Below are 26401 nucleotides of genomic sequence, written 5' to 3' on the forward strand. Positions count from 1 at the left end.
TTTATTTAATATGTTCTGATTTAATATCTCTAATAGCAGCTTTTGAGCCTATTTTGTATAGAATTTCTTTGTTTTTAGATTCTGACATCTCATGCAATGATTCAAGTTCTTTTTCGTTTAATTTAAACCCTAAATCATTGAGTTCAAGATTATCTAACATTACATTATACCTAACATAGTGCAATGCAGGTTTTTCAGTTACTAAATCATTTTTTAAATCTAAAATTTCAGAATCAATTACTCTGGGTGTAGGAGAATTTGATAAATATTGTAACATTGTTTGATTTAAGTAATTAGCATCTTCCATAAATAATTCAGGAATCATTTTTGCCCAACCTAAAAGGCCTTTTTTGGCAACTTTATCAGCATCATATTTTTTAGTATAAGTTCCTGTTCCAATAGATAAAAGAGATATGTTATCCTCTCCAGTTTTCCATTGATATGGAAATTCACTCAAAGTTCCAACCAAAAACAATTGTAATGCTGGATTATTAGCCAAACTAACACCTCCATCTATAAAAGCACCTATTTCACCAAAACCAACATCAATTTTTTGAGGAATAAAATAGCTAGGAGCAGCAGCACTTGCACGAACCACTTGCCTTAATAACATTTCTTTATTATGGTTAAAGTACTTACCATTGGGATGATTGATAATTGGCCATGTACTTAATGTATCTGCTCTTTTAGTAACAATACATAAACCTGTTTTAATTTCATTGCTTCCTATAGTGATTTCTCCAAACACTTTTTTTAACTCTTCTTCTAAAGGTTTAAAGTCAAACTCTGCTTTATACCTCTTGAATGGGTTTAATAACCAACTTCGCTTTTTTCCAAAGATTTTATCACCTATATTTAGATAAAGATCTTTTATTTCTGTTGCTGTCATACCAATAGAAAGGCCTGCCGCAATAATTGCTCCTGTACTGGTTCCTCCAATTAAATCAAAATAGTCACATAGCTTTAAATTTGCATTATTTTCTCTTTTCCTTACTATCTCTTCAACTTTTTCTAGGAATCCTAATGTTAGTGCTCCTCTAATTCCTCCTCCATCTAGTGATAAAATTCTTTTTGGTTTTGTATTACTCATTTTATGAAATTTAATTGCAAGTGTTTATTTTCATCTGAACTCTTGAGTTTATTCTCTTGTTAGATTTCGAAGTTCTATTTCCGAAAGCTAATTCAATATATTCTTGAATTTTTTTTCTATCAGTTGTAAAATGCCTAATAATGGCATAGTGTGTTTTAAGATTATCCGTTAATCTTTGAGGTTGTAATGTATGAGAGTATTTACCAGTCCCATAATCTGGATGAGAAGGTAATTTTAAACCTAGTAAACCTGAATAATTATCTCCAACTTTATAATTTAAAGCTCCGCTAATTTCCCAATCAACGTGCTTTCTACATTTTGTCTTAGGGCCTAATAAAACAATTAGAACTGTAGTATCACTTAAGTAACCTTTATTTATAAGTTGCTTTACATATTCTGGTCCATTATCAGATTTTATATCACCATCTTCTACTGATTTGTTAATTATCAAATCAGATGTTAAATTATAGAATTTCTCTTTGTAACCTTTATCATCTTTATGATAATAGCTAATAATTCTTCTTGGTAAAATTAAGGGAAGTTTATGAACCCCTTTTAACCCTCCAGTTTCATTAAGTAATAAAGGACATACTTTATTCCATAATCCATTTTCGTTTAGTTTAATACAATAAAAAGTTTTTCCATTATTTAATTTTTGTATAACCCAACTTCTTTTCCTTTCGTAACTAGCACCTATTTTATCACCATCATCTGTATGAACAATAAAACTATCTATTGTATTAGTATTTGGAATCCATTTTTCTTTAGATACGAGATAATCAGCCCACTTATCCATATTAATATATATCATTTATTAGGTTGTCCATAATACCTCTTAATGGATTCAAATTTGTCTCGTAGTTAGATAATTTTGTCTCTAGTAATGGAGTATTATTTGAATCAATCATGTTTCTAAGTTTTAATTTTAAATCCCATAAGTCCCGAATAATTTTTGCTGTTCTAATATATTCTGGTAATCCTCCTTTTGGTATACCTTTTAAGCATAAAACTGATAAATCTGTTTTGTCGTAACCATAACCAATTTCAAAAGGAACCCATTTAGATATTATTGTACTAGGCGAAACCACTACCAACATATGTGAACTGTTATTTATTCCTTTACATAAAGATTCAGTTACATTATTTGGGTTACTACTTTGGTTTGAACTTTTTAAATCACCATCATACTCATCAAAATATACATTAATTCCGGCAGAGATTAGATAATCCGCGATCTTCTTCGCTTCAGTCTTATCTTTATTTTGATATGAAATAAAAACACATTTTACATTTTGATTTATAAATGTTTTTCTTGATTCATATTTTGTTGGCCAATAATATCTATTTAATGCAGTCATATTTTATTTTAAAGCCTTTTTAATAGAGTTTATATTATTACTAATAATCATATTAGAGTTCTTCCTTATAAAATCAGGAATACCTTTTTGTCCATGTGGCTTAACAGCAATAATTTCTTTTTTTAAAGATTTAGCAATTTTAATTTCCATCATAACAAACGTATTTTTCTTAACTCCCCTAGTTGCTAAAACAAAAACTTTGCTGCAATAGACCATTTGTCTACGAAATATCTTTTCTAATTCCTTCTTCTTATTTTCATCAAATGCTCTATCTATAGGAATTGAATGATTATAGAATGGAATATCAGCGTTATTTAATTTATTAATTAATGAGATATAATCATCACTTCCTTTTTTCCATGAATGACTTATAAAAATTCTTCTTTGAGGAGTCTTATTCTGTTTTCTATAACGATCTACAACTAGTTTGGTTGTAATTCCTCCAATAATCAATTTTAGTAATGTATTCATATAAAATTATTGAGGTCTAACTTTAGTTTTATTGGCTATTGACTGACTTCTTTTTTGAAAAGCCATTTCAATGTATTCTTCTGGATTAATTTTAAAATCATCCCATCTAACTAAAACGCAATATCTTTCGTCTTCATTCCAAGAACATTTATTATTTGTAGCATTTTGGATGTAATGATTAGCACTAAACTCTTTAATAGTTGTTAAATCATTAATTCCAACATAATTATGAGAACCACCGCAAATGTTACAATTATAAGAACCACCATATATTTTATCATACATTTGAGGTAGTACTACTCCAAGAATACCATTCTTTGTATTTCCTTGCCCATTGTAAAGTGATGCTTGCAACTCACGTTTTATATATCTTTGCTCCTGATATCCTCTATTTTCGGAACTATATGAACCAATAAGATGGATTGTAACAGTTGTGTCTGCTAAATATTCTGTTCGGATTTTATTTAAAATATAGTCTTCATCATTTGATAAAATAGGCTCATTAAGAGACTTATCAATCATATCTATATACATACTATTTTGTATATAGTTTTTATAAGCAATATCTTCTGTCTTGAAAGAAATAAAACATTTTCTAGCCATGTGAATTATTTTTGAATCTATTTCTGTTCGTCAATTTACACAAACAAATTGCCATCTTGATATTAATCAAAATGCTAATTGAACTGTGAAAACTAATTAGTAGGGAGAGTTTAAATATAGTAAATTTTGCATAAATTTATTTGAGGTAAAACCTTAAATATAAAAAACTTATAATATTTATATCCATTTCATACACATTACCACTTCGCTCCTACCGTCGCTTCGGGCAAAGCGTATTCCATTACATTTTTAAAGAAACATTTTGAGAAGAAAAAAATCAAAAAAAGATATTGCTTGTAAAAGCTTTTTACCAAAGCAAAGTTACATAACGCAGAACATTATAGTACAAATGTATTTATTGAAGCAAATTGGCGGATGCTTGCATTTTACATAATTGCAGATATAACAACACGTCAGTGTTTTATATCGATAGTAATTATGTAAAAGTCAATTTGCGGCATTTATAGTTCTATTGTAACTATAATGTTCACATCCACATCAACCCGCAGATTTTAAGAATTGATTTTATGATCAATTCTTAAAACTCGTGTAAAATATCCCAGGATAATTCTATTTCATAGTGATCGTAGCTACTGGGGTCATCATAATTCTAGAAAAACTATAGCTGAAACATACTGCTAAGTATATTTTATTCCATTTCAAGTAGCAAATCACTCCACAATGTTTTTTCAAATTTTCGAGAGAAAAAACCAACATGTCCAATTTTAGCGACCTCTAACTGTTTAGGCGTAATCTCACAAATTTTAATTTGAGCATTCTCATAATATTTAAGCAATTTATTAGATGTTATTTTATTGGCTATTGGGTCATCAGAAATTTGAATTGATGTTAATGGAATTTTAATTTGATCATAACGGTGTAGTTTTTTAGATTTTTTTAAATCATCTTGAAAATAATTTTTATTCTTACTCCATTTCCACCATCTCAAAGCAACTCCCTTAGGAACATCTTCCCCTAATTTGAACTTTTTCATTTTAACATATCCAAAAATAAAAGAGTGTATTAGTATAAAAAAACTCCAAACAGGAGGCATAACCCACCTATAAGGCTTACTCATATCTTTCCAATATGCCGTTGAGGAAGCAATTAAAAATAATTGGTCGATTCTAACATTATTTTCCATCAAGCCTACTAAAGCCCCACCAATACTGTGTGCAATCATAATTTTTTTATCGCTAGGATACTTTTTCACGACCCAATCAAAAACACCTGCCATATCTAATTCGCCCCAATCAATAATATCAGCTTTAAACCCTTTTAGGTTAGCAGGTTTTGATTTCCCTATCCCTCTATAGTCAAATGTAACTGTTGTATATCCGTTTTGGGTAACATAAGTTGCAAAATTTGAATACAATTCTTGTGATAATCCAATTCCGCCTTGAATCTGCACAACCCCTTTCCGTTTATTGTTTGGTTCGCGTACTATAATAGATATTTTGTACCCGTCTTTTGTTGAAATTTTTAATTCTTGAATGCTCACTGTATATGGGGTATAGATTTGTACTATTTATTTATAAAAGTACTTATTTTATAGCAATTATTACACTGTTAGGTCCAGTCAAAGGCATCAAGTTTTTAATTACTGAATTACTCATAGGAAGTGTTCCTGAACATATTGAAAAGACAAAACAGAAATTGAATATTTAGGTAAGTTCGCCATTCCACACACACATTATACTCCCCTCCTGCTACTTCGACTACGCTCAGCACAGGCTGGCTCGTATAGTAAGTGTTGCATTACCTTTTTTTTAAGGAACATTTAGCTCACAAGGTTTCTATTGTTTTAGAGGAGTTCGTGAATCTTTTATGATATTTGGCTACCGCCCAATCTTATTTTTCGATTTCGTTAGAAAACTTTCAAAATAAACTGTAGAGATAATAAACGCCAACGCACCTCCTTGCCCACAATTTCAAAGATTCTCAATCTTCAAAATTATGTCGTCCCAAAGCAAAGTGACCCTTCGGCAACACTTCGACAGGCTCAGTGTGACAGCTCAGGGTAATACATAACGCAAGTACATTATAGTACAAATGTATATTGTAGCAAATTAGCGCATACGAAGTATTTTATATAATTGTAGATATAACAACACGCCAGTGTTTTATATCGATAGTAATTATGTAAAAGTCAATTTGCGACACGCCTGCCACATTAGTAGCTATAATGTTCACATCCACATCAACCCGCAGATTTTAAGAATTGATTTTATGATCAATTCTTAAAACTCGTGTAAAATATCCCAAGATATAAATTCAATATTCGATACTCTTTAGATGAGCTCAAGATTGCTATCGCAGATCTCATGACGTTACCAAACCTGTACTGAGCTGTCACACTGAGCCTGTCGAAGTGTTGTCGAAGTATCAAGGTTGCATACGGGCGAACGTTAAGAAAATATACCCAAAGTGTATTTTTAGTGAAGCAGCGAGCTGGCGGTTTGGTGAAACAATCACGGCGCAGTCACTCTCTCTGTCCTACTGCACAACGTTGCATCGACCAATGGCACTCGGTAGCTGCTCCGCACAGGTGGGTAACCCTCCCGCGCACTGGTTTTATCGATCAGCGGCATTGGGTAACCTGTCCACGCAGGGAAAAAAGAAACTCGAGCTCCAAGGTGAGGCGTCCGCATGGCGTGGAAACCCCAACCCAGTGCGCGGGCCAGTAATAATGTGAGTTGTTTGTATTTACCTACGTCGGTACCTGCTTATATAGCCTTTGTAACGTTCTGGATTTTTTCTAAAAACATATTTACCCGTATTTCTAATCTCATCCATCGCTTCTTTAAGGTGGGTAAACGCACGATCACGAATGTCCTTAGCTTTTGAATTGTCCCAAGTAGTACCGTTGGCTTTGGCTAAAAGTTCGGCCAGGCAGTCTGACTTTTCCTCAGCAAGATCAAATCGCGATAGGTCATACTTAATTGCTTCAAACTCGGCAAGATTTCCTTTTCCTAGTACACTAATATCCATAAGATCCTGGATCATATCGGCATTGCCATCGCCTCCTGCAATTGTGCGTACCCGGGCTAATAGATCGGGGCGTTTTCTAAACGCAAAGCGCATATCTGCCAACAGATCGTTTCTAAATTCATAGGCTTTGGGCGATTCTTCTTTCCAAGCCTTGGCAGCTTCTTCCTGGCTATAGCGCTCTTTGTTCCAAATGGCTTGCGCATATCTGCACGCTCCGGTACGTATCGGTAGATCCAATACATATTTGTCCCAATCTAATCCTATACTAATCAGTACTTTTTTGTCCTCTTGCATCCAAATAAATAGGTTTTCGGCTTCTTGTGTAGTAACATCTACCGGTTGCGCTGGTGCTTTAACCAAGTCTTGTGGTATGGTTTCTAATTCAGCCAATTTCGTTTGAAAATTTTGTTTGGACATACGTATTATTTATTTTATGGTTTATAATGATGAAAGTTGTGAGTTTAATTTTTTTGAAAATTGGTACTGCTACGAGCTCACCCTTCGACCCTTCGAGGACCTCAGGGTCCCTTAGGGTTCGATACTACTGAGGGCTGAGGCTCTCGAAGTCCGACCATTACAGAAACAAAAAAATCAATAATTGACATAGATCATTTTTGCTTCGTAGTTCAGCCCCGGTTCATTGTAGTCGATCACACATACATAGGAGCCCACGGGTACCATGCTGCCTTTATGGGTGCCGTCCCAACCATCATTGGGCCCTCTGTAATGTGCGCTGTACAGCAAACGTTGGCTTAAATCATATATTTTAAGCATATTATTCTTATAGTCTTCAAGGCCTTCGATCACCAAAGTATCGGCAATGCCATCACTGTTGGGAGAAAACCCTCTATTGAAATCCGTAAGGAGCGAGCTGGCAAGGTGTGGTTCGATATCTTCCTTTTCGATATCTTCCTTAATAGACCTGAATCCTGTCCACCCAGCATCTTCATAGTTGGCCCTAATTTTTCCGGCAGGGGTGATCGAGGGAACGGTCAAATCTATTTGAGCACGGTTCGCATTTGTAAAGGTATTTATTTCGATAGATGGGGGCGAGAATGCCATTGACACCACTGTAGCAAGGTTTGGATTGTCGGCAAAAGCACTAGCACCGATACTGGTAAGGTTTTCGGGAATAGTCACACGAGTCAAATCGTTGTTTTGAAAAGTATTGTTCCCAATACTGGTGACTCCATCAGGTATGGTCACACGGGTTAAATTGTTGTTTTGAAAAGTATTGTTCCCAATACTGGTGACTCCATCAGGTATGGTCCCACGGGTTAAATTGTTGTTTTGAAAAGCATTATCCCCAATATTGGTCACACCATCAGGAATGGTCACACGAGTCAATTGGTTGTTTTGAAAAGCATTATCCCCAATATTGGTCACACCATCGGGAATGGTCACACGAGTCAATTGGTTGTTTTGAAAAGCATTATCCCTAATACTGGTCACACCATCGGGTATGGTAATCCGGGGCAAATCGTTTGTTGCAAAAGCACCAACCCCAATACTGGTTACACTGTTGGGTATCTCAATGCTGATCAAGCCGTTATCTTGAAAAGCATTGTCCCCAATACTGGTCACACCATCGGGTATGGTAACCCGGGGCAAATCGTTGGTTGCAAAAGCACCAGCCCCAATACTGGTTACACTGTTGGGTATCTCAATGCTGGTCAAGTCGTTATCTTGAAAAGCATTGTCCCCAATACTGGTCACACTATCCGGTATGGTCACTTCGGTCAAATTGTTGGTTGCAAAAGCTCTGGTCCCGATAGCTGTCACATTGCTTGGACTGTCGAAGGTCACCTCGGTCAATACTTTTTCTCTAAAAGCATTTTCTCCAATAGAGTTCACCTTATAGGTAGTGCTACCTCGGTTAATCGTTTTGGGGATGGTTATGGTACCTCCAGTAACGCTATAGTCTGTTGCCATCACCTCCTCATTACCTGGGGTTATAGAAGTAACTCGGTATGTTATATTATGAACATTGAGCATGCTCCCGATGTCATGTTCAGTAATGGATTTGAAGCCCGTCCAGCCATTGGCAGGGTCTTTGTAAGCATCAAGGGTGCCCTTGGGTACTACCAAGTCTATGTTTTCTCGGTTTTTACCTCGATTCGCAAAGGCAGTTGAATCGAGCGACGGTGGATCATTGGCCTCCACCGTCACCAAATTGATTGGGTTGTTGCTTGACACTCCAAGAAAGGCCTGGTACCCTATACTTTCTACACTGGTTGGTATGACTACCTCGGTCAATTGGTTTTGAGCAAAGGTCCATTGGCTAATTATGGTAACACCTTCCGGTATAGTCACCTCGGTCAATTTGTTAGTTCCAAAAGCTCGTTGCCCGAGACTGGTCAAATTTTCTGGAAGAACAACATTGATCAATTCGTTTTCCCAAAAAGCATCTTCCTCGATACGGGTTACCGTGTTCGGGATGGAGACACTGGTCAACCCCTTTTTCTGAAAAGCCTTATCACCAATGGCGGTCACCGTGTAAGTAGTGTTCGAGCTATTGTCTATTACTACGGGAGAGATGGTAACCTCTGTTTCCGAACCGGTATAGCTCATAGCTTTTACTTTGTTGGGTGTGGAAGAGATAATTCCGTATTTGATGTCATCGTCAGTAAAAACACCATTAGTGATAGATCTGAAGCCCGTCCAGCCATTGGCGGGCTCTTCATAAGCACCTATGGCGCCTTTGGGTACCACCAAAATTATTTGGCCACGAACATCGCTTATCCCAAAGCTTGTAAAGGCTTTTTCATGAAGCGTTGGTGGATCACTAGCCTCGAGCGTCACCAGGTCAAGGTCCACATTTCCATGAAAGGCTTGATCCCCTATATTTTCTACACTGGCCGGTATGGTCACCTCCGTTAACTGGTTGGAAGCAAAGGCCCACTTCGAGATATTGGTGATACTATTTGGTATATTCACTTCGGTTAATTGGTTAGTTCCGAAAGCTCGTTGCCCGAGGCTGGTCACACTTTCGGGAATGACAATACTGGTCAATTGGTTATTGTAAAATGCATCTTCCCCAATGCTGGTGACGTTGCTTGGCAGGTCGAAAGTAACCTTGGTCACTGGCCCTTTTGTCTGTGTATTTATGTAGTAAATAAAGAAAGCTTCATCACCAATAGCGGTTACCTTATAGTCAGTACCATGGTGATTGATCGTTTTGGGGATGGTAATCTCCATCTCTGGTGCAGTATCCATAAAGTCTACAACCGTTACCTCTTTATTAAGGTCTAAAGAAGTCACCTCGTATGTGATATCATCGGCAGAGAAGGTGTCCCCGACCACCTCTACAATTTCATTGATGGATCTGAAGCCCGTCCAGCCATTGGCAGGGTCTTTGTAAGCATCAAGGGTGCCCTTGGGTACTACCAAGTCTATGTTTTCTCGGTTTTTACCTCGATTCGCAAAGGCAGTTGCATCGAGCGACGGTGGATCATTGGCCTCCACCGTCACCAAATTGATTGGGTTGGTTCTTGCAATTCCAACAAAGGCCTGGTACCCTATGCTTACCACACTGGCCGGTATGGTTACCTCGGTCAATCGGTTTCCGCCAAAGCTCCATCTCCTGATATGGGTGACATTTTCGGGTATGATAACCTCTTCCAATTGGTTGTTGTTAAAGGCCCCCAGTCCGATAATGGTCACTGTGTTGGGTATTTTGACACGGGTCAGTCCCTTTTCGAAAAAAGGTCGAATAGGAATACCACTGTCAATAGCATCGGTATTCTCACCAATAGCGGTCACCGTGTAAGTGTTCGTGCCATGGTCCACAGTTTCGGGGATGTCCACCTCAGTGGCCGTACCTTCATAGACCACGATCATTACTTCAAGTTCAAGAGGAGCGATAGCGGTAATTTTGTATCTGATGTAATCAACGGTAAATTGGTCTCCTACATTTTGTTGGCCGTAAGTGGTATGACCAAACCATATCATAAAGATGATATATGTTATTAATTGTGATTGTTTTTTCATGTTGGAAGTTTTTTATTATGAACTTTTAAATATTAATTAATAGCAAAAAAGACCTACACAAAGAAAATATCCAACAATTAGTGCCCAACCTCTTTAAAAACGGGATGTTATACGATGTTTTGGGGATAATAGAAATAGAGCAATTACATCCCAATTTGATAGTTTGTTTATTTTGATGTTGAAGTTGGTGCGATGTGAAGTGTGAGTTTCATTTTTTTGGAAATTGGTACTGCTACGAGCTCAGGAAACACGTCGTAGTGTAAAAAGTGTTTCATTAACTTTAGTAGAAGAAATATTTAGCTCACAAGGTTTCTATTGTTTTAGAGGAGTTCGTGAATCTTTTATGATATTTGGCTACCGCCCAATCTCATTCTTCGATTTCGTTAGAAAACTTTTAAAATAAACAGTAGAAGTAATAAACTTTGATTTGAAAAAAGCAAAGCGACCCTTCAGCAACACTTCGACAGGCTCAGTGTGACAGCTCGGGGTAATACATAACGCAAGTACATTATAGTACAAATGTATATTATAGCAAATTGACGGATGCTTGCATTTTACATAATTGCAGATATAATATGTTTAAGAACATTTTGAATTGAATCTAAAAATGACTTAAAACCATTTTCCTTAAACGTACACTTATAGGAATTTCATAATCACCAATAATGATTTGATTTTCTACGATTTTATCTACTTTATATTTTGATACTATATATGATTTGTGGGTTTGAATAAAATTATCTTCGGGTAATTGATCCTTAAAACTCTTTAAAGATATATGTGTAATTATAGTCTCTTTTGGTGTTACGACTTTGATATAATTTTGCATTGCTTCTGCAAACAGAATATCCTTTATATTTATCTTTTTAAGCTGTCTTTCACTTTTTAAAAAAAATATGTTTTTTTCATCAGAACTACCATAATAACTATTGACTTTATTAACTGCTTGTAAAAACCGTTTAAAAGAAATGGGCTTTACTAAATAATCTAAAACATTATACGTAAAGCTTTGCAAAGCATATTCTTTATATGCAGTGGTCATAATAATTGAAGGAGATTTTTTTAAGCCTTTTAACCAATCAATACCTGATAATATTGGCATATTGATATCTAAAAAGATGATATCAATTTCATTGCTTTCAAGATAATGATTTGCTTGCAATACATTTTTACATAGCGCAACAACATTTAAAAATGAAATCTCATTACAATACTCTTTAATGCCTTCTCTTGCGATAGGTTCATCATCGATGATTAAACAATTTAGCTGTTTCATTCTCTTATGTTCTATAAATCTATGATCAAGTCAGCCATAAACCTTGAGTTTTTCTTGCTTATGGTTAATTCATGCTTATCTGGATAAACTAACGATAAGCGTCTTTTTACATTTATTAAACCGATGCCCCCAACATCATATTTACCAGTTACGTTATCAAAAGTATTTGTACAATGTAGCGAGAGCTTACCTCCTACTTCTTTAATCTTTATATCAATTCTATTATCATTATTATTGGTGTGATTACTACAATGCTTAAACGCATTTTCTATAATCGGAATTAATAATAATGGCACTATTTTTTTTGTAGCATTCTCAAATTCTATATTGTAGCTTAGTTGAATATCAGAACCCTTACGGGTTTTTTCCATCTTAATATACTGTAATACAAAGTCTAATTCCTTTTCTAATATAATTTGAGTACCACTTTCATACAATTGATAGCGTAGTAATTCTGAAAACTGAAGCAATGTATCTTTAGCCAAGGCATCGTTTTTACCTATTAAGTGGTAAACATTATTAATTCCATTAAACAAAAAGTGAGGATTTAACTGTGCTTTTAGATATTTTAATTCTGCCTTAAATGATTCTTGTATTAGTAGTTGTTTTTCTTTTTCAGATGTTTTGTGCGCTTGTCTAAAGATATAATAAAAACCAGCAACACTATAGAATAGGTTAACAAAAACAGTAAGGCTAAAGTTATCCATAAACTCATCTGTATCATAGATTTCAAATATATCATACAGCATATAATCAAAATGGGTTTCAATTAGAGAAACTACCAGGCATATAGAAAAAGAAAGTACATAGTATGTTGCTTTTCTTTTAAGCATATACATTTTTGGCACCAACCAAAACACTTGTATATAAAACAAAAAGAAATTGGTAAAAATCCCATAGGTATAGGCATAGGCTAAACTATTATGAGCCTCAGAAACATTATTAAACCCATTCCAATCTGAATGCACAACAAAAGCAAACAACAAATAATTTAATATCCAGAACAGCAGATGTAGTGCTATTTTCTTTATTGATTTGATGTTGCTCATTGGTATATTTTGTGCAAAGAAACATATTATTTATTTGTAATACAGCAATTATTACGTTCGTCAATAATTATTCAACGGTCATCAAATTACTAATATTTTAAAGCGTTTTTACCCATTTCTTTGCTCAAAAACTATAAATAATGAAAAAAACGCCCTTAAAAATGACAAAATTCAATCGCTTACATTCTATAACTACTACAGTTCTAATTGTAATATTCTCAATCGTTATATGCTCATGCTCTAATGATGATGATGGAACACCTCCTAAAGTTATTACCGAACTATCGGAAGACATTAAAGATTTAATTTATTTCCAAGGAGACGAAAAAGCCCCTACGGTGCTGATAACTATCCCTGGTGGCCCTAGTACAGAATTTGCTACAGATGTAGTAGACCAGTTTTCTGGATTTCTTAATCCAAAGGATATTTTAACTGTAACTGTACATCAAGCACAAACATTAAATCCTGATATAGTAGCGGGAAATGATATCACATTAACCCAAGCTAGTTCTTTTAATACAGAAAGTATAGAAATGCTTTCTAAAGTGACTACCTATTTTAAAGACCAAGGTAGAACAGTGTATGTTTTAGGATTATCATTTGGTTCGTTTGTAACACAAGACCTCATTGCAAAGAAAGGAATAGATAGCGCTGATAAGTATCTTATTGTTACAGGTAGATTAGATATGAACGATGTTATTTGGCAAGGGGCTGCCGAAGGAAGAAATGGATTTTTTGAAAACGGTGTTACTCCCATAGTAGAAACAGACCCAGCTCTGGACATAAAAGATAGAAATCTTAATAGAATAAGTGCCGGATTCTCAATGAACAGGTATACACAACTTTTTAATACCATTTCGGACTTGTCGAACGTAACCTACATTTATGGGGAAATAGATCAAGCTGTCGGCAGTCTTACGCCTAGTGAGTTACAGTTTTTAGAGTCAAAAAACACCAACGTAATCGTTGGTCCTGGAGATCATAATACCACTCTTGAAAATTTCATAGTGCAAGGTTTTAAAGAAGCCTTCGGAATTGAATTATAACAGTAAATAGTAACACGATAATTCAAAAACATGAAAAAATATAGTATTGCTTTGCTATTGTTGTATACCATAAATTTTCAAGCTCAAAGTGAGATTAGCAGTTCTTCTTTTTTAAATAGAACCGAATTTAAAGTAGGATATTATGGTAATTTACTTTGGGATAACGGTATTAATTTGGGTGCTGAATATCTCTGGAAAGAAAGGAAAAACAGTAAAGAAAAAAAGAAAGGTCAAAAAATAATTACCCATCAATTTTTGTTTAACGGAAGCATAGGGTATTCGACCAACTTCGCTAATAAAACAGATAATGGTTTACATACCTATTATGGACTTATATGGCGAAGAACAAGTCCAAAAAGATGGCAGCTACACGTAGCGTTAAACCCATTGGGGTATTATCGCTCATTCTTACCAGAGACCTATGAAGTTAAAGGAGATAATGTAGAGAAAGTGTTTCTGCCTGGACGTGGTTATTATAATCCTACCCTTTCTGTTGGAATAGGCAGACAGCGCAAAGGGAAAATACGTTCTGCCAGTTATTTTAATCTCACCTTTAGTCCACGCTTTAACTACAATGCTGGTACGTTCCCTACGCTTTTCTTACAATATGGTTTTCGGTTTAATTTTAAAAACAAAAAACAATGAGACAATTAAATACATCATTCTTAAAAATAGTATTCACAGTAATTACAATATGTTTAGTAACTGCCTGCTCTAAAGATGATAATCTTAATAATTTGAATGAAACCATCTTTGTTCGTCATAAAAATGCAGATATGCCTGCATACATAAAAGGAAATGCCAGTGAAAAGGTTTTCTTAATCACATTACACGGTGGTCCAGGTGATATAGGGTTAAGTTTTTCTGGGGAGGCATTTAACAAAATAGAAAATCAGTATGGCGTTGTATATTTTGATCAACGAGGATCGGGTAATTCACAAGGGCATTACTCTGAAAATGATGTAAGCATAGATCTTATGGCAGAAGACGTATTAGCACTGATAAAAGTGATGAAACGTAAATTTGGTAGTGATTCACGTTTCTTTTTAATAGGACACAGCTGGGGTGGAACACTAGGAACAGCTACCCTACTAAAAGATCAAAGTGACTTTAAAGGCTGGATAGGTTTAGATGGAGCATATAGTCCAGCTAGATTATATGATCAATATATAGAAACATTTACGACTACCGCAAACACCCAAATAGCATTAGGTAATAGTGTTGATTTCTGGAAGTCTGTTTTAGAACTTGTCTCTCAAGTAGATCCGGTAATTAATTTCGATGATAATCAAAAACTTAATATGAAGGCTTTCAAAGCGGAGAAAGCGTTACATGAAGATGGTTTTATAGATTTTGATGATAACGGATCAGAAGGTGTAGGTACATTCTTTAGATATAATTTTTGGACTAGAAATTGGAATACTCTTCAAATAGGAGGTACAATAGATGATCAAGGTCTATTTCAAACCCTTGATTTCACGAGTCGGCTTCCAGAAATAACGATACCATCCCTATTTATATCAGGTAAATACGACATGATAGTGCCTGTAGCTTCTGCTCAGATTGCTTTTGAAAACATAGGTTCAGCGTCCAAAGAATTACTCATATTTGATAGATCTGGTCACGCTCCGCTGTTTAGTGAACCCGACCTGTTTACAACAGAAATTCTTCGTTTTATGGATGAACATAAATAATGTTTTATGACTACATATATTTAACGTTGCCACATCATAAGCAATGTTACCTTTTTAAATAATAACATAAAAAATAAAATGATGAAATTTAAATTAATAACAATGGTAGTAGTATTCACATTGTTTATAACTACAATTTTTTCGCAAAACACAGTAAAACAAGAATTTGAAGTAAAAGTAATTACAAGCGTAGAATCTATTATACCAGATGGATTAGGTAGATCACGATTAATTTCATCAGTTGATAAAAGAGACTATAAAGAATTTACTTCTTCCCGAACAAAAGATGATAATACTAGAAATAAGTCTAAAAGAAAAGATATTAGAGTAAAGGGTTTTGAGGAAACAAAATTATTAAACTTTTATAATCTAGCTGGTATACGATTTCAAAATATAGCAGCGAATGATGCTGTAATTTCTTCAAAATTAACTGCAATGATTTCTGAAGGTTGGGATTTGATATTCGTAACAAGTGCTGTAGAAAGTGATGCAGGAGAAAAAGATGGAAATGGTATTTTTATTACACGCTATATTTTTAAAAGAAAATTGAATTAAAGAAAAGTCCTAATTCGTGTAATTCCTTTGTTTCTGTACTTCTACAATCACAAAATTAACTTTTCGTTTTGTTTTGTAATCTATATTCGCATCAATTAATTAAAAAACATAAATTATGAAAAAATTAGTATTCATAACTATTATTATAGTTTTAGGATTATCCAATGTTAACGCTCAAGAAATTAAATTTGGAGTTAAAGCAGGTTTAAACCTTGCTTTTATCACTGGAGACAACGCAAAAAATATTGATCCTAACACAGATTTTCATTTTGGAGCCCTAGCCGAAATTAAGGTTTCAAACAAATTCTCTTTACAACCCGAATTATTATATTCCGGACAAGGATTTAATACCAATATTGATTCTGAAGGCAGAATTGCACTAAACTATTTGAACATTCCATTAATTGCAAAGTACTATGTCACAGAAAGGTTGAGTCTAGAAGCTGGACCCCAAGTTGGTTTTTTACTTTCTACAAAAGGTGGTGCAGAAAGCGATAAAGACCTTTATAAAACAATGGATTTTGGAGTGAATTTTGGTTTGGGCTATACTCTTGATAACGGTATCTATTTTAGTGCAAGATATAACCTAGGATTATCTAATATTAATGATGTAGATGGTTTTTCGGACAAAAATAGAAATGGAGTATTTCAACTATCCGTTGGATATTTCTTTTAACACCTAAACTTTTATGTCAAAATCATAATCATGAAAAAAAACATAATCTTATTACTTCTAATTATCTCATTAGTATTAGTAAGTTTTAGTTATAAAAATAGTATCGAGAAAAACGTAATGCTGCTAACCAGACACACATTCCCCTACTCTCCTATCCCTTCGACAGGCTCAGTGTGACAGCTCATGGTTTTAACCAAAGATTTATGAACCGTTTTTACTTGTTTTTTTCAATGGTTCGTAAGCCTTTTTTAACGATATATATGGTTTCTTTTGTCATAGATTCCTTTTCCCATCTAGCGCAAACTGTTTTTACCCAGTCGGGCTGCGATTTACTCGCATCATTCAGCCAATTCGCTACAGAATCACGTACATATTTGGATGGATCTGATTTTAAGGGTTCAAGAAATGGTAATCCTTTTTTAGGGTTTTCTTGAAATTCAGAGATTTTTTTGGTCCACACTCCTATTGGTCGTAGAGCTTCAGCTACATACCGTCGTACATTCTCATCTTCTTCAGTAACCCAACCAGATAATATTCGGGTTGCGATATCAAGATCATCAATAATACGTTCCTTAGAAGCAAAAATGACTACTTCACGATTCATGAAATGTCTATCAGCTGCATGAGATCTCATTGCATCCAATAAACTCTTGATAGAATTTTGAAATAAACTTTCAGCCCAACAGCCCCAACAACGAACCATATCGCTTGGGTTGTTGGCTAGATACTCTTTAGCGAAATCGGCATTCGACAATTGTGCAAAAGTTTGACCTATTATCTTTGTAGTACTATTGGATGTTGGTTTTTTTTGAGCATTTACTGCTTCTTCAAAAGATTCATGCCAATCCATCTTATTTGCTGTTTTTAACACTGTTTTTAACAGGACAAGTTGATCTATTGCCAACCATTCCATCAAATTCTTGGTTTCAATTTTTCCAGCGTTTAAGTATTCTATCACTTCAGGATTCAAATCTTTTAGGCTCCTCGCTCCTTTTCTATTGAGTATATGTTCAGGTATCATAGCTTATTCTTTTTTGTTGGTTTTCTTAGTGGCGATATATTTCCTATATGGTTGATTTATTATAGTTTATAGCCAATTATGGTTATTTAGTATTGATTTATTTTGTAATGATTTACGACTTCAAATGATTATAAGTCTTACTCAAACCCAACTAAGCGTATATTTTGCTGTAAGTGCAAAACGCTCTATTTAAAAACTCCTAATCGGTAGAGGTTATAAATAGACTTGACCCTAAGCTAAACTAGAGTAAGACTTATAATTTATTAATGAGTCCTGATACAACTGAATTAACTATATTAAATCTGTATATTTTCTAAATTATACCCATTATTAAATTTTACATTCTTTGAAAACTGTTCAGTCCAAGATTCTTTTAATACATTTCCATCCCAATCAGCAGGTGCATATTTACGATATGTAGGCAAATAGACTCCATCCACTTTCTCATATTTAACTTTCACTATATTTGGTTCGGTAAGACCAAATCCAGTAGCATTATATAGAAATTGATCTACTCTATAAGTTTTTGGATTGATGTATAAAATATACCTATCCTTGCTTGATTCGCCTACATTATCGCCAAAACTCATCTCAACTACCTTATAAGTTGTCCCATCTACATTTCTAGAAGGTAACATTTTATGATTTACACCTGGATCCGATAACTTGAACATCATAGTAAACCAATAATAGTTCGTTTTTCTAAAGATATGACCAAGAAATGCTGGTTGTTCCTCTGTAATAATTTTATCATCCACTTTAGAAACAGAATTGTTACCATCAAAAAACTGTGTATATTTTTTACCAGGCATTTGTGGTAAAACATAAACTTGCCTTTTTGTATATTCTGCATAGGAGATCTCGCCATCAAAAATGTACCTCTCTATAGAAATATCGGCTAAATTGTTATCCTTAACTTTAAATATATAATCATAGGATACATCCTTTAATTTATATAAAGCTTTCTTGCCTCCATTAGCTTCTACTACTTTATTAATCAATTCTTTAGCTTCTTGTGCCTGTGCCGTAGTCACAAATGTAATTAGTACTAATGTGATGATTTTAAAAATTATTTTTTTCATAATAAACTATTTTATTTTTTAAAAAGATTGTGATTTATTTAATTGTTAATTACGTGAATGAGAATTGTAGACCTTGCCACTGATTTTCCATTTCCCATTCTCCTTATAAAGGACAAAAAAGTCTGTGAAACGAAATCCGCCCCAATCATAAAATTCAACTTTGGCAGCTGCTGCTGGTCCTGAAATATCGATCCATGCAATATGGTGCTTTACATTGTTGGAAGGTCCACCCTCAGAGACAATACCTTCAAACTGATCTGCGGTCACATTATAGACTTCTCCGTTAACCGAACCGACAACGTGGGCATGGGCATAGAATGCTTTACGGCTTAATTTTCCATCTCCTGTCTTTGCACTATCTATGTAAATTTGTAGCGCTTTTTCTACTTCCTTGTACTCATTGAAGTTTTGAACTTCATCTGCTTTTGTTTCTTTTGTTAATTCTGTAATTACTTCCATTTTTATTTATAATTGTTATTATTAGAACGTTCGTATATTATAATTTAAAATAAGCTTGCTATCTCCAAGACTTAATTGATTTAAGAATATTAAAGTAAGGACTGATTCTTAAAAAAAGCTATGGCACCATCTCTATAAGTCTTCGCTGTTTCAACATAACCTTGAATATAATCTTCTAGTATGTGTGTAGTAAATCCCAGAGAATATGTTCCTGTATTTCCTGAGAACTACTAGTAAGAAAGCATATAATAATTCCTGATAAAATATGTTTACACATGATATATTTGTTGAAAAAAATTAATAGATGTTTTAGTACGTTATTTTGTTTCTTTTTTAAGTTTTATAATTGTTTAATATAAATTGATGTTTAATATACGAACGTTCGTATATTAAATAATTAAAAAAATTAATGTTCTATTATTTTCATTATAAAAGACATGAATAATCGATACGATTCATCATTTCCTGCAGCCTTCATATGCGTCATAACACCCTGTCTGCTAGTAAGAAAGAACACTGCCATTTCTGACGCTTCAAAATCTTTTGAAAAGTCCCCACTTTTTTGTCCTTCTGTGAAAAACTGATTAAATATCGCCTGCCATTTTTTGTAATTGTTGTCTGCAACTTTCTGAATAGCCTCACTTTGTCCAGCAATTTCACTAGAAAGACTTCCAACCATACAACCTTCTTTATATTCAGAGACGCCCAATCGCTTCAATTCTTCATTGAAAACAGTTTCTAGCCTCTTTGTATAGGGAATATCACTTTCAAGTAATCTTGCCGTATAATAAGTCACACCTTTATCTCCATAGTATTCCAATACTTTAGCGGCAAAGTCTTCCTTGCTCTTGAAATAGTAGTAAAAAGAACCGCTGGGTATTTCGGCGTTTTGCAAAAACTCCCTAAGACCAAGATTATGATACCCTTTCTGGCTCAAGATTTTTATCCCGATTTCCAAAGCTCTATGTATATTCTCTTTTTTCATTTTAATATTCGAACAGTCGTATATTAATCTACGTACTTACAAAAGAAGTAAAAAATATTTAATTTTTACTTGCTGTATTGATAAAAACAGAAAAATTTGTGAAATAAAACCATTCCATACACATTGCGCTTCTCTCCTATCCTTTCGACAACACTTCGACAGGCTCAGGGTAATACATAACGCGCAAGTACCTAATAATGTAATACTATGTAAAATAGTCCTCGTGTATAAATTCAATATTTTGTCAAAGTACCCAAAAAACAAAACTTCTGGGTAGCTTAAATATTATCATTTATCTATCCATTTTCTGAAATCTTTAGTAGATGCTGTACTTGTGATTAAAGAATCAGATAAACCATTTATTCTTATAGACAATCTATTTTTACTATAAGGTAATATTTTTTCTATAAAGCTTATGTTGATTATATAGCTTCGATTGATTCTAAAAAAATGTTCTGGATTTAATTCGCCAGATAATACACCTATGGACTTTGAAATACTATGTAACCCTCCATTACTATCTTTCAGTTTACAAAAATCTCCACAAGCTTCTATATAACAAACATTTTCTGTCTTTACTAGTTTTATACCTTCAGCCTTTTTTATAGCAAATCGTTTCTTAAAAGTATGTTTTTGCTCAATAAGACCTTTAAATTGCTTAAAAAAGTCTTTTTCATTGAATTTTTCATGAAATAAATTTTGATATTTTTTTATTGCTTCATAGATATTTTTTTGAGTATAAGGTTTTAAAACATAAGCAATTCCATTGGTTTGGAATGCTTTTAACAAATGTTCATCAAAAGCGGTACAAAAAATTATTGGTACTGAGGTTTTAACCGAATCAAAAATATCGAATGACATCCCTCCAATTATTTTAATATCAGATAAAATTAAATCATAGTTCGTTTTTTCAAGAGATTTTATGGATTCTTCAATAGAGCGTGTATGCGTGTATTCAAAATCCGATTGTAAAGATTCAGTAACACAGGTAAGTAGTTTTTTAAATGCTGGGATTTCGTCCTCTATAATTAAAATGTTCATGAGTTTTTAATGCTTTTAATCCACAATTGTTAATAAAGGTAGTTTTAGAATAAAAACTTTTTCAGATTGCTTAATATCAATCATTTTATCTGAAAGTAATTCATAACGTTTCTTTAAACTTTTTAACCCTGTACCAAAAGATTCATTAACTTCTCTTGATTTAGCAATAGTATTGGTGATTTTTACTGTTTTGTTTTCTACTAAAATTGTAGTTATAATAGGAGTATTGATTTGTGGTTGATTATGTTTAACAACATTTTCTAATGCAGTTAATAAAACTCCACTTGGTAAGTATCTATCTTTAACAATACTTTCTTCTATTATATTAAACCGATAGTCATTTTCAAACCTTGTCTCTATGAGATAAATATAATTTTTAATTAATAGAATTTCATCTTCTAAAGTAACAATATCTTCTTCATGCGTTTTGATTAAATAACGATATAAGGAAGCAAGGTTTGAAATATATTCTTTTACTTTTTCTTTAGGTGAATAATCAACAAGTGCATCAATAGTATTTAAACTATTATATAAAAAGTGTGGATTGAATTGAGATCTTAATAACTTTAATTCTAGTTCTTTTTGAGTATTCTTTAATTCGATATTATCAATCTTATTATCGTAATAATTTTTACCAAATACAAAACTCATTAGGAAAAAACCATCTGCAGATCTTCTAAAATTTTGAATAAGCATAATGTCGAAAGACGGCATTTTCCAACGCGGAGTTGAGGTATAATAATCCCTTAACATATCTATAAAACCAATTACTTCTATTAAAAAAAAACCAAGTAAAATAAAAATAATATAGCTTTTTTTTATGATTAAAAATTCATTGATTAACCATTTAAAAACAAAAATTAGTGCTAGATTTTTAACAATCATTCCTATCCATCCTGTCCAGATTTCAAAAAACGAATAATTTTCAACATTCCACCGATATAATAACCAAACTGTAGCTCCTATAAAATATATTACAATAAATTTATAATCAGATTTAGTGAACCTTATATTGTTCATTTTTATTTTTTTTAGATCAGAACAAGATAATACTTATTGTTAACTATAAATTAGCTACGGGGTCATCAAATATTGAAGAAATACCATTGGAAGTTGTGATTGGTTTGCGTTTGTAAACATGACATATCCCCATTTTGATTCGGGTTCAATAACAAAAATACTAGTATAACCAGCATTGTTACCACCATGTCCATAAGCTGACCCAAAGGGTAAAGTAGCTTTTGCAAACCCAAGTGTCCAGTCTGTAACTCCTCCTTGTTTTTGTAGATGTCCATCGGGCAAAGTAAATTGAGTTTTAAAAAGCTCGTCATAACTTTCTTTGGATAAGCCTTCTTTATTAATTAAAGCAATTAACCATTTAGAAAAATCTAAAGCTTCTGAATGTATGGAAAATGCCGAACCAAATATTTTTGGGTCATCATCTTCACCAACAACGATTCCATCTTTGTATCCCTCTGCTTTATTCTTCATATTATAAGAATCTTGAATAAATTTTGTGTATTTCAGGTTTAACTTAGAAGCAACTCGTTCTTGGTATATTTTTTCTAAACCAGCATCGTCTGTTTTTAAAATATGTGCTAAAACTTTAGCCAAATATTGATATCCTTCACCTGAATATTGAAAGGCTGTTCCTGGTTCAAATGATATAAACAACTTATTATCTTCATAGTCTGACCTCCAGTTTGGGAATCCAGTAGTATGACTAAGCACCATTCTAGCTGTTATTTTTTTGTAACGTTCATCGTAGGCAATATCATCATAAGGTAAATATTTATAAAGAGGCTTGTCTAAGTCTAGCTGTCCTTCCTCAACAAAACCCATAATAAAATATGCAAATAATGGTTTAGAAAGAGAAGCTCCTTCAAATATGGTTCTATTTGAAACATTTTTCTTTTTAGCTACGTCAGCATACCCTTTTGTTAAGTGGTAGGCAACTTTTCCATCATTAATAATAGCCAAAGATATTCCTGGCACATTAAGTGTTTTCATTTGTAAGTTTATAAATGCTTCAACTGAATCGATAGAAACTTCCTTACCAATTAAGTTTTTTATGGTGTTCTTAGTGTTCTTTTCTTGTCCGTATCCTTGACTATGTAATAGATAAATAATAGCCAATAAAATAATTAGTAATAATTTTCGAATAAATAGCATAACTGTTCGTTTTTTGATGTTAGGCTTGCAAGATGGTTGTATTAAAAAAATAATGAAAGGATAAAAAACTAAGTTGGGAGAATAGACCGTTTAGTTAGGATAAAATTTAGTTTAGAAGTAGTTTAGATCACACATTATCCCACTCTTCTATTCCTTTGACAATACTTCGAAATGCACGGTATGGCCGCTCAGATTGATTTTATCTCTATTTATAATCTAATCTATATGTAATATACACTCAATACTTAAAAACTTGCCTTTTGTAATTATAATACGACCACTTGTCAATCTCTTTTTTATTGTTCATAAGATTACCACTACTTGCATCTAAAATCAATAAAATGAGCTTACAACGTATTGGTATTTTATTAGTATTCGGATTTGCATTTAAAGCATCATCGCAAATAACAGGAACAATTATAGACGAGAAAGGTAATAACATCGAATTTGCAAATGTAACCTTACATTCTACGAATGAAGAACAATTACTTACAGGGGGTATCAGTGATGAAGATGGTAAATTTAAACTCGATGTTCCAGAGGAAGGAGAATTTACACTCCAAATCAGTCTACTATCCTATAAGACCTGGGTATCTGAATTATTTACTATTACTTCTCTTCCCTATCAAAAAGACTTTCCTCCTATTCTATTAGTTGAAGACCTGACGGAATTAGATGATGTCTTAATAAAGGGACATCAAAAATTGATTCAACGCACTCAAGAAGGTAGTATTATTAATGTGCAGGCAAGTGTAATGACACAAGGCAGTACCGCTTTGCAATTACTAGAACGTTCACCAGGTGTTATTTTGGACCAATATAACAATACGTTTTCCTTAAATGGTAAAAGTGGTACTCTTGTAATGATAAACGGAAAAGCACAACGGATTCCAACAGCAGATTTAATTGCTATGCTTAACGGTATGAGTGCAGATACTATTGAAAGAATAGAGCTATTGACCAATCCATCAGCACGATATGATGTGGATGGCAATGCAGGCATTATCAATATCGTAATGAGCAAAAATGAAACCTTGGGTATTCGAGGTAATCTTAATCTAAGTGTTGGTTACGGCGAAGGCCCCAAGCAGACTACCGGACTTTCTCTCAATTATGGAGGTGAACGTTCTACAATATATGGAAGCTATACCTTTTCTTATGATGATAGCTATAGCGGATTTAAGGGGGTAGGAACTACCGAGATACCTGTTTTGGGAGGAAGTACGGATATTAATTTTACCAGTAGAACACAACAGATAAATCGAAATCATAACTTCAACCTGGGGTATGAATATCAACTCTCTAAGGTTTCCTCACTTGGTGCTAGTGTATTGTTCAATCAATCTAAACCATTAGTTATGACCCGAAATTTGGGATTATATGATTTTACTTCCAACCCTTTTCTAGAGGCTCAAATACATCTAAACGGAGATGGAAATCTAAAGAATTTAACCACTTCTGCTTATTTTGAAAAAACCAATGAGCAAAATAGTTTTACGATAACAGGGGATTACATTAATTACAATAGCCAAACCCCCAATCAAGTAAACAGCAACTATTTTGATGAAAATGGGGATCCTTTTCAGCCTGAAAATGAAATTTATAATAATGGCAACCGTGGCTTTAATGAAACAGATATCAATGTAGGGGTTCTCAAACTAGATTATAAACATACTGTAAACGAAAACATATCCATAGAGAGCGGTATAAAAGGGTCATTATCTGAAACTGTTAATGATGCTCGTATTGAAATTCTGCAAGGAGAAGATTTTGTGACTCACGATAGATTTATTAGTACGATTGAGAATCAAGAAATAATAGGTGCTGGGTATGTGCTGAGCGATTATAGCATTACCAAAAAATTGAAAGCGCAGCTTGGTTTACGTTATGAGTATTGGGACCAAGCTTTTGATGATAGTACTCTAGACCGTAGTTTTGGAAAATTATTCCCTTCATTTTTTCTTACCTATTCTTTTTCAGATACTACAGCCCTCAATTTTGCCTACAATAAGCGTATTACACGACCCAACTATTCTGACTTGGCATCCTTTTTAGTCTATAACGGTCCAACTTCAGTGTTTAGTGGAAATCCGCAACTGTTGCCCGCAATAACTGATAATATTAGCCTTACTTATAACAATAAATCTTTTAGTATCTCTTTATTAGCATCTAATGAAAACAATCCAATTGCACGTTTTCAGATTACCCGGAATGCTCAAAGCAATGTTGCAGTAATAGCTCCGGTAAATATGGAATACCAACGTAATATTGATGTACAAACTAATATTCCCGTTCGTATTACGCATTGGTGGAATATGAATTTTAATGGTACTTTGGGTGTTAGATATTTTAAACTATTACATACCGATGAGAGCGTAACCCATGACTATGTACATTTTAACTTTAATGGAAGTCAAACCATACGATTGCCAGCAAACTTTTCATTAGAAGTATCAGGCTGGTATACTTCAAGGCATTTTAATGGGAGTACTAGAAATGAGGGGTTTGGTATTCTGAATGCTGGTTTAAAAAAAGAATTTAAAAATGGAAGTAGTTTACAATTTGCAGTAACAGATATTTTTGAGAGCTTGGATATTAATTTTAAAATTGGGACACTTACCAGAGAGGCCTTCGGGGATGTTTTTGATGGAACTTACAGTCCAGAATCTGGTTTCTCACGCATTTTTAGAATTAGTTACACCTATCCCTTTGGAAACACAAAAGTAAAAGAAACTAAGAGCAAATCGGGTGCGGATAGTGAAAAATCTAGATTATGATTTTTTAGAGCTCACACTTTTAGCATTAACATAGTAATTAAAGCTATTCTATAAACGCATCTGGT

Annotated in this window: 23 protein-coding genes; 6 read left to right on the top strand and 17 right to left on the bottom strand. The window is 33.6% G+C overall.

Going from position 1 to position 26401, the window contains the following annotated elements; genetic code table 11:
* Position 1: 1 nt before the first annotated feature.
* From DK442_RS17925 to DK442_RS17970, 10 genes are all read right to left on the bottom strand, one after another.
* Entirely contained in the window at positions 2-1090 is a 1089-nt protein-coding gene (locus DK442_RS17925; RefSeq protein WP_109437279.1) for a patatin-like phospholipase family protein, read from the bottom strand.
* A 10-nt stretch (positions 1091-1100) separates the two neighbouring features.
* Positions 1101-1901 carry a TIR domain-containing protein gene (locus DK442_RS17930; protein WP_235010985.1) on the bottom strand — a complete coding sequence of 267 codons (801 nt, stop codon included), beginning with the start codon at positions 1899-1901 and terminating at the stop codon, positions 1101-1103.
* On the bottom strand, positions 1888-2448 hold the full coding sequence (locus tag DK442_RS17935) for a toll/interleukin-1 receptor domain-containing protein (RefSeq protein ID WP_109437280.1): 561 nt from the start codon (positions 2446-2448) through the stop codon (positions 1888-1890). The genes DK442_RS17930 and DK442_RS17935 overlap by 14 nt, the downstream gene beginning before the upstream one ends.
* A 3-nt stretch (positions 2449-2451) precedes the next feature.
* Positions 2452-2919: a TIR domain-containing protein gene (locus tag DK442_RS17940; protein ID WP_109437281.1), complete on the bottom strand. Its 468-nt coding sequence runs from the start codon at positions 2917-2919 to the stop codon at positions 2452-2454.
* Positions 2920-2925: 6 nt separating this feature from the next.
* Positions 2926-3522: a TIR domain-containing protein gene (locus DK442_RS17945; protein WP_109437282.1), complete on the bottom strand. Its 597-nt coding sequence runs from the start codon at positions 3520-3522 to the stop codon at positions 2926-2928.
* Positions 3523-4171: 649 nt separating this feature from the next.
* Entirely contained in the window at positions 4172-5023 is an 852-nt protein-coding gene (locus DK442_RS17950) for an alpha/beta fold hydrolase (RefSeq protein ID WP_160114249.1), read from the bottom strand.
* A gap of 1205 nt (positions 5024-6228) precedes the next feature.
* Positions 6229-6930 (bottom strand): hypothetical protein, encoded by a 702-nt coding sequence (locus DK442_RS17955; RefSeq protein ID WP_109437284.1) that lies wholly within the window; start codon positions 6928-6930, stop codon positions 6229-6231.
* A gap of 174 nt (positions 6931-7104) precedes the next feature.
* Positions 7105-10503 carry a leucine-rich repeat protein gene (locus DK442_RS17960; protein WP_109437285.1) on the bottom strand — a complete coding sequence of 1133 codons (3399 nt, stop codon included), beginning with the start codon at positions 10501-10503 and terminating at the stop codon, positions 7105-7107.
* A gap of 601 nt (positions 10504-11104) precedes the next feature.
* A complete protein-coding gene (locus DK442_RS17965; protein WP_109437286.1) occupies positions 11105-11779 on the bottom strand; it encodes a LytTR family DNA-binding domain-containing protein in 675 nt (224 codons plus the stop codon).
* An 11-nt stretch (positions 11780-11790) separates the two neighbouring features.
* Positions 11791-12828, bottom strand: a complete 1038-nt coding sequence (locus DK442_RS17970; protein ID WP_109437287.1) for a sensor histidine kinase — start codon at positions 12826-12828, stop codon at positions 11791-11793.
* Between the two features lie 140 nt (positions 12829-12968).
* On the opposite strand from DK442_RS17970, the gene DK442_RS17975 reads away from it, so the two are divergent.
* The 5 genes from DK442_RS17975 to DK442_RS17995 all read left to right on the top strand — a co-directional run bounded on the left by DK442_RS17975 (position 12969) and on the right by DK442_RS17995 (position 16799).
* Positions 12969-13874: a hypothetical protein gene (locus DK442_RS17975; RefSeq protein WP_109437288.1), complete on the top strand. Its 906-nt coding sequence runs from the start codon at positions 12969-12971 to the stop codon at positions 13872-13874.
* A 30-nt stretch (positions 13875-13904) separates the two neighbouring features.
* Positions 13905-14519 (top strand): hypothetical protein, encoded by a 615-nt coding sequence (locus DK442_RS17980; RefSeq protein WP_109437289.1) that lies wholly within the window; start codon positions 13905-13907, stop codon positions 14517-14519.
* Positions 14516-15568 carry an alpha/beta fold hydrolase gene (locus DK442_RS17985; protein ID WP_109437290.1) on the top strand — a complete coding sequence of 351 codons (1053 nt, stop codon included), beginning with the start codon at positions 14516-14518 and terminating at the stop codon, positions 15566-15568. The genes DK442_RS17980 and DK442_RS17985 overlap by 4 nt, the downstream gene beginning before the upstream one ends.
* 81 nt (positions 15569-15649) lie before the next feature.
* Positions 15650-16123 (top strand): hypothetical protein, encoded by a 474-nt coding sequence (locus tag DK442_RS17990; RefSeq protein WP_370444666.1) that lies wholly within the window; start codon positions 15650-15652, stop codon positions 16121-16123.
* Positions 16124-16238: 115 nt separating this feature from the next.
* Positions 16239-16799, top strand: coding sequence for a porin family protein (locus DK442_RS17995; protein ID WP_109437291.1), 561 nt, complete (start codon positions 16239-16241; stop codon positions 16797-16799).
* Positions 16800-17013: 214 nt separating this feature from the next.
* Here DK442_RS17995 and DK442_RS18000 read toward each other — a convergent pair whose 3' ends face one another.
* The 7 genes from DK442_RS18000 to DK442_RS18030 form a co-directional block, all read right to left on the bottom strand.
* Complete coding sequence (locus DK442_RS18000) at positions 17014-17820, bottom strand: DNA alkylation repair protein (RefSeq protein WP_109437292.1); 807 nt, start codon at positions 17818-17820, stop codon at positions 17014-17016.
* A gap of 296 nt (positions 17821-18116) precedes the next feature.
* Entirely contained in the window at positions 18117-18902 is a 786-nt protein-coding gene (locus tag DK442_RS18005; protein WP_109437293.1) for a DUF6503 family protein, read from the bottom strand.
* 45 nt (positions 18903-18947) lie between these two features.
* Entirely contained in the window at positions 18948-19361 is a 414-nt protein-coding gene (locus tag DK442_RS18010; protein ID WP_109437294.1) for a nuclear transport factor 2 family protein, read from the bottom strand.
* A 406-nt stretch (positions 19362-19767) separates the two neighbouring features.
* Entirely contained in the window at positions 19768-20319 is a 552-nt protein-coding gene (locus tag DK442_RS18015) for a TetR/AcrR family transcriptional regulator (protein ID WP_160114250.1), read from the bottom strand.
* Positions 20320-20634: 315 nt separating this feature from the next.
* Positions 20635-21387, bottom strand: coding sequence for a LytTR family DNA-binding domain-containing protein (locus DK442_RS18020; RefSeq protein ID WP_109437296.1), 753 nt, complete (start codon positions 21385-21387; stop codon positions 20635-20637).
* A 15-nt stretch (positions 21388-21402) separates the two neighbouring features.
* The gene (locus tag DK442_RS18025) at positions 21403-22407 is read right to left on the bottom strand and encodes a sensor histidine kinase (protein ID WP_109437297.1); all 1005 of its coding nucleotides are present in this window, start codon (positions 22405-22407) and stop codon (positions 21403-21405) included.
* A 54-nt stretch (positions 22408-22461) separates the two neighbouring features.
* Positions 22462-23559 carry a serine hydrolase gene (locus DK442_RS18030; protein WP_109437298.1) on the bottom strand — a complete coding sequence of 366 codons (1098 nt, stop codon included), beginning with the start codon at positions 23557-23559 and terminating at the stop codon, positions 22462-22464.
* A gap of 341 nt (positions 23560-23900) precedes the next feature.
* On the opposite strand from DK442_RS18030, the gene DK442_RS18035 reads away from it, so the two are divergent.
* Positions 23901-26336, top strand: a complete 2436-nt coding sequence (locus DK442_RS18035; protein WP_109437299.1) for a TonB-dependent receptor domain-containing protein — start codon at positions 23901-23903, stop codon at positions 26334-26336.
* Positions 26337-26401: the final 65 nt, after the last annotated feature.

Source organism: Aquimarina sp. AU119 (genome assembly GCF_900312735.1).
Classification (GTDB): Bacteria; Bacteroidota; Bacteroidia; order Flavobacteriales; family Flavobacteriaceae; genus Aquimarina; species Aquimarina algiphila.

What these genes read in the sequence shown, in the direction of transcription:
- DK442_RS17925 (WP_109437279.1), bottom strand. Translation starts at nt 1,090, where the DNA reads ATGAGTAATACAAAACCAAAAAGAATTTTATCACTAGATGGAGGAGGA.
- DK442_RS17930 (WP_235010985.1), bottom strand. Translation starts at nt 1,901, where the DNA reads ATGATATATATTAATATGGATAAGTGGGCTGATTATCTCGTATCTAAA.
- DK442_RS17935 (WP_109437280.1), bottom strand. Translation starts at nt 2,448, where the DNA reads ATGACTGCATTAAATAGATATTATTGGCCAACAAAATATGAATCAAGA.
- DK442_RS17940 (WP_109437281.1), bottom strand. Translation starts at nt 2,919, where the DNA reads ATGAATACATTACTAAAATTGATTATTGGAGGAATTACAACCAAACTA.
- DK442_RS17945 (WP_109437282.1), bottom strand. Translation starts at nt 3,522, where the DNA reads ATGGCTAGAAAATGTTTTATTTCTTTCAAGACAGAAGATATTGCTTAT.
- DK442_RS17955 (WP_109437284.1), bottom strand. Translation starts at nt 6,930, where the DNA reads ATGTCCAAACAAAATTTTCAAACGAAATTGGCTGAATTAGAAACCATA.
- DK442_RS17960 (WP_109437285.1), bottom strand. Translation starts at nt 10,503, where the DNA reads ATGAAAAAACAATCACAATTAATAACATATATCATCTTTATGATATGG.
- DK442_RS17965 (WP_109437286.1), bottom strand. Translation starts at nt 11,779, where the DNA reads ATGAAACAGCTAAATTGTTTAATCATCGATGATGAACCTATCGCAAGA.
- DK442_RS17970 (WP_109437287.1), bottom strand. Translation starts at nt 12,828, where the DNA reads ATGAGCAACATCAAATCAATAAAGAAAATAGCACTACATCTGCTGTTC.
- DK442_RS17975 (WP_109437288.1), top strand. Translation starts at nt 12,969, where the DNA reads ATGAAAAAAACGCCCTTAAAAATGACAAAATTCAATCGCTTACATTCT.
- DK442_RS17980 (WP_109437289.1), top strand. Translation starts at nt 13,905, where the DNA reads ATGAAAAAATATAGTATTGCTTTGCTATTGTTGTATACCATAAATTTT.
- DK442_RS17985 (WP_109437290.1), top strand. Translation starts at nt 14,516, where the DNA reads ATGAGACAATTAAATACATCATTCTTAAAAATAGTATTCACAGTAATT.
- DK442_RS17990 (WP_370444666.1), top strand. Translation starts at nt 15,650, where the DNA reads ATGAAATTTAAATTAATAACAATGGTAGTAGTATTCACATTGTTTATA.
- DK442_RS17995 (WP_109437291.1), top strand. Translation starts at nt 16,239, where the DNA reads ATGAAAAAATTAGTATTCATAACTATTATTATAGTTTTAGGATTATCC.
- DK442_RS18000 (WP_109437292.1), bottom strand. Translation starts at nt 17,820, where the DNA reads ATGATACCTGAACATATACTCAATAGAAAAGGAGCGAGGAGCCTAAAA.
- DK442_RS18005 (WP_109437293.1), bottom strand. Translation starts at nt 18,902, where the DNA reads ATGAAAAAAATAATTTTTAAAATCATCACATTAGTACTAATTACATTT.
- DK442_RS18010 (WP_109437294.1), bottom strand. Translation starts at nt 19,361, where the DNA reads ATGGAAGTAATTACAGAATTAACAAAAGAAACAAAAGCAGATGAAGTT.
- DK442_RS18020 (WP_109437296.1), bottom strand. Translation starts at nt 21,387, where the DNA reads ATGAACATTTTAATTATAGAGGACGAAATCCCAGCATTTAAAAAACTA.
- DK442_RS18025 (WP_109437297.1), bottom strand. Translation starts at nt 22,407, where the DNA reads ATGAACAATATAAGGTTCACTAAATCTGATTATAAATTTATTGTAATA.
- DK442_RS18030 (WP_109437298.1), bottom strand. Translation starts at nt 23,559, where the DNA reads ATGCTATTTATTCGAAAATTATTACTAATTATTTTATTGGCTATTATT.
- DK442_RS18035 (WP_109437299.1), top strand. Translation starts at nt 23,901, where the DNA reads ATGAGCTTACAACGTATTGGTATTTTATTAGTATTCGGATTTGCATTT.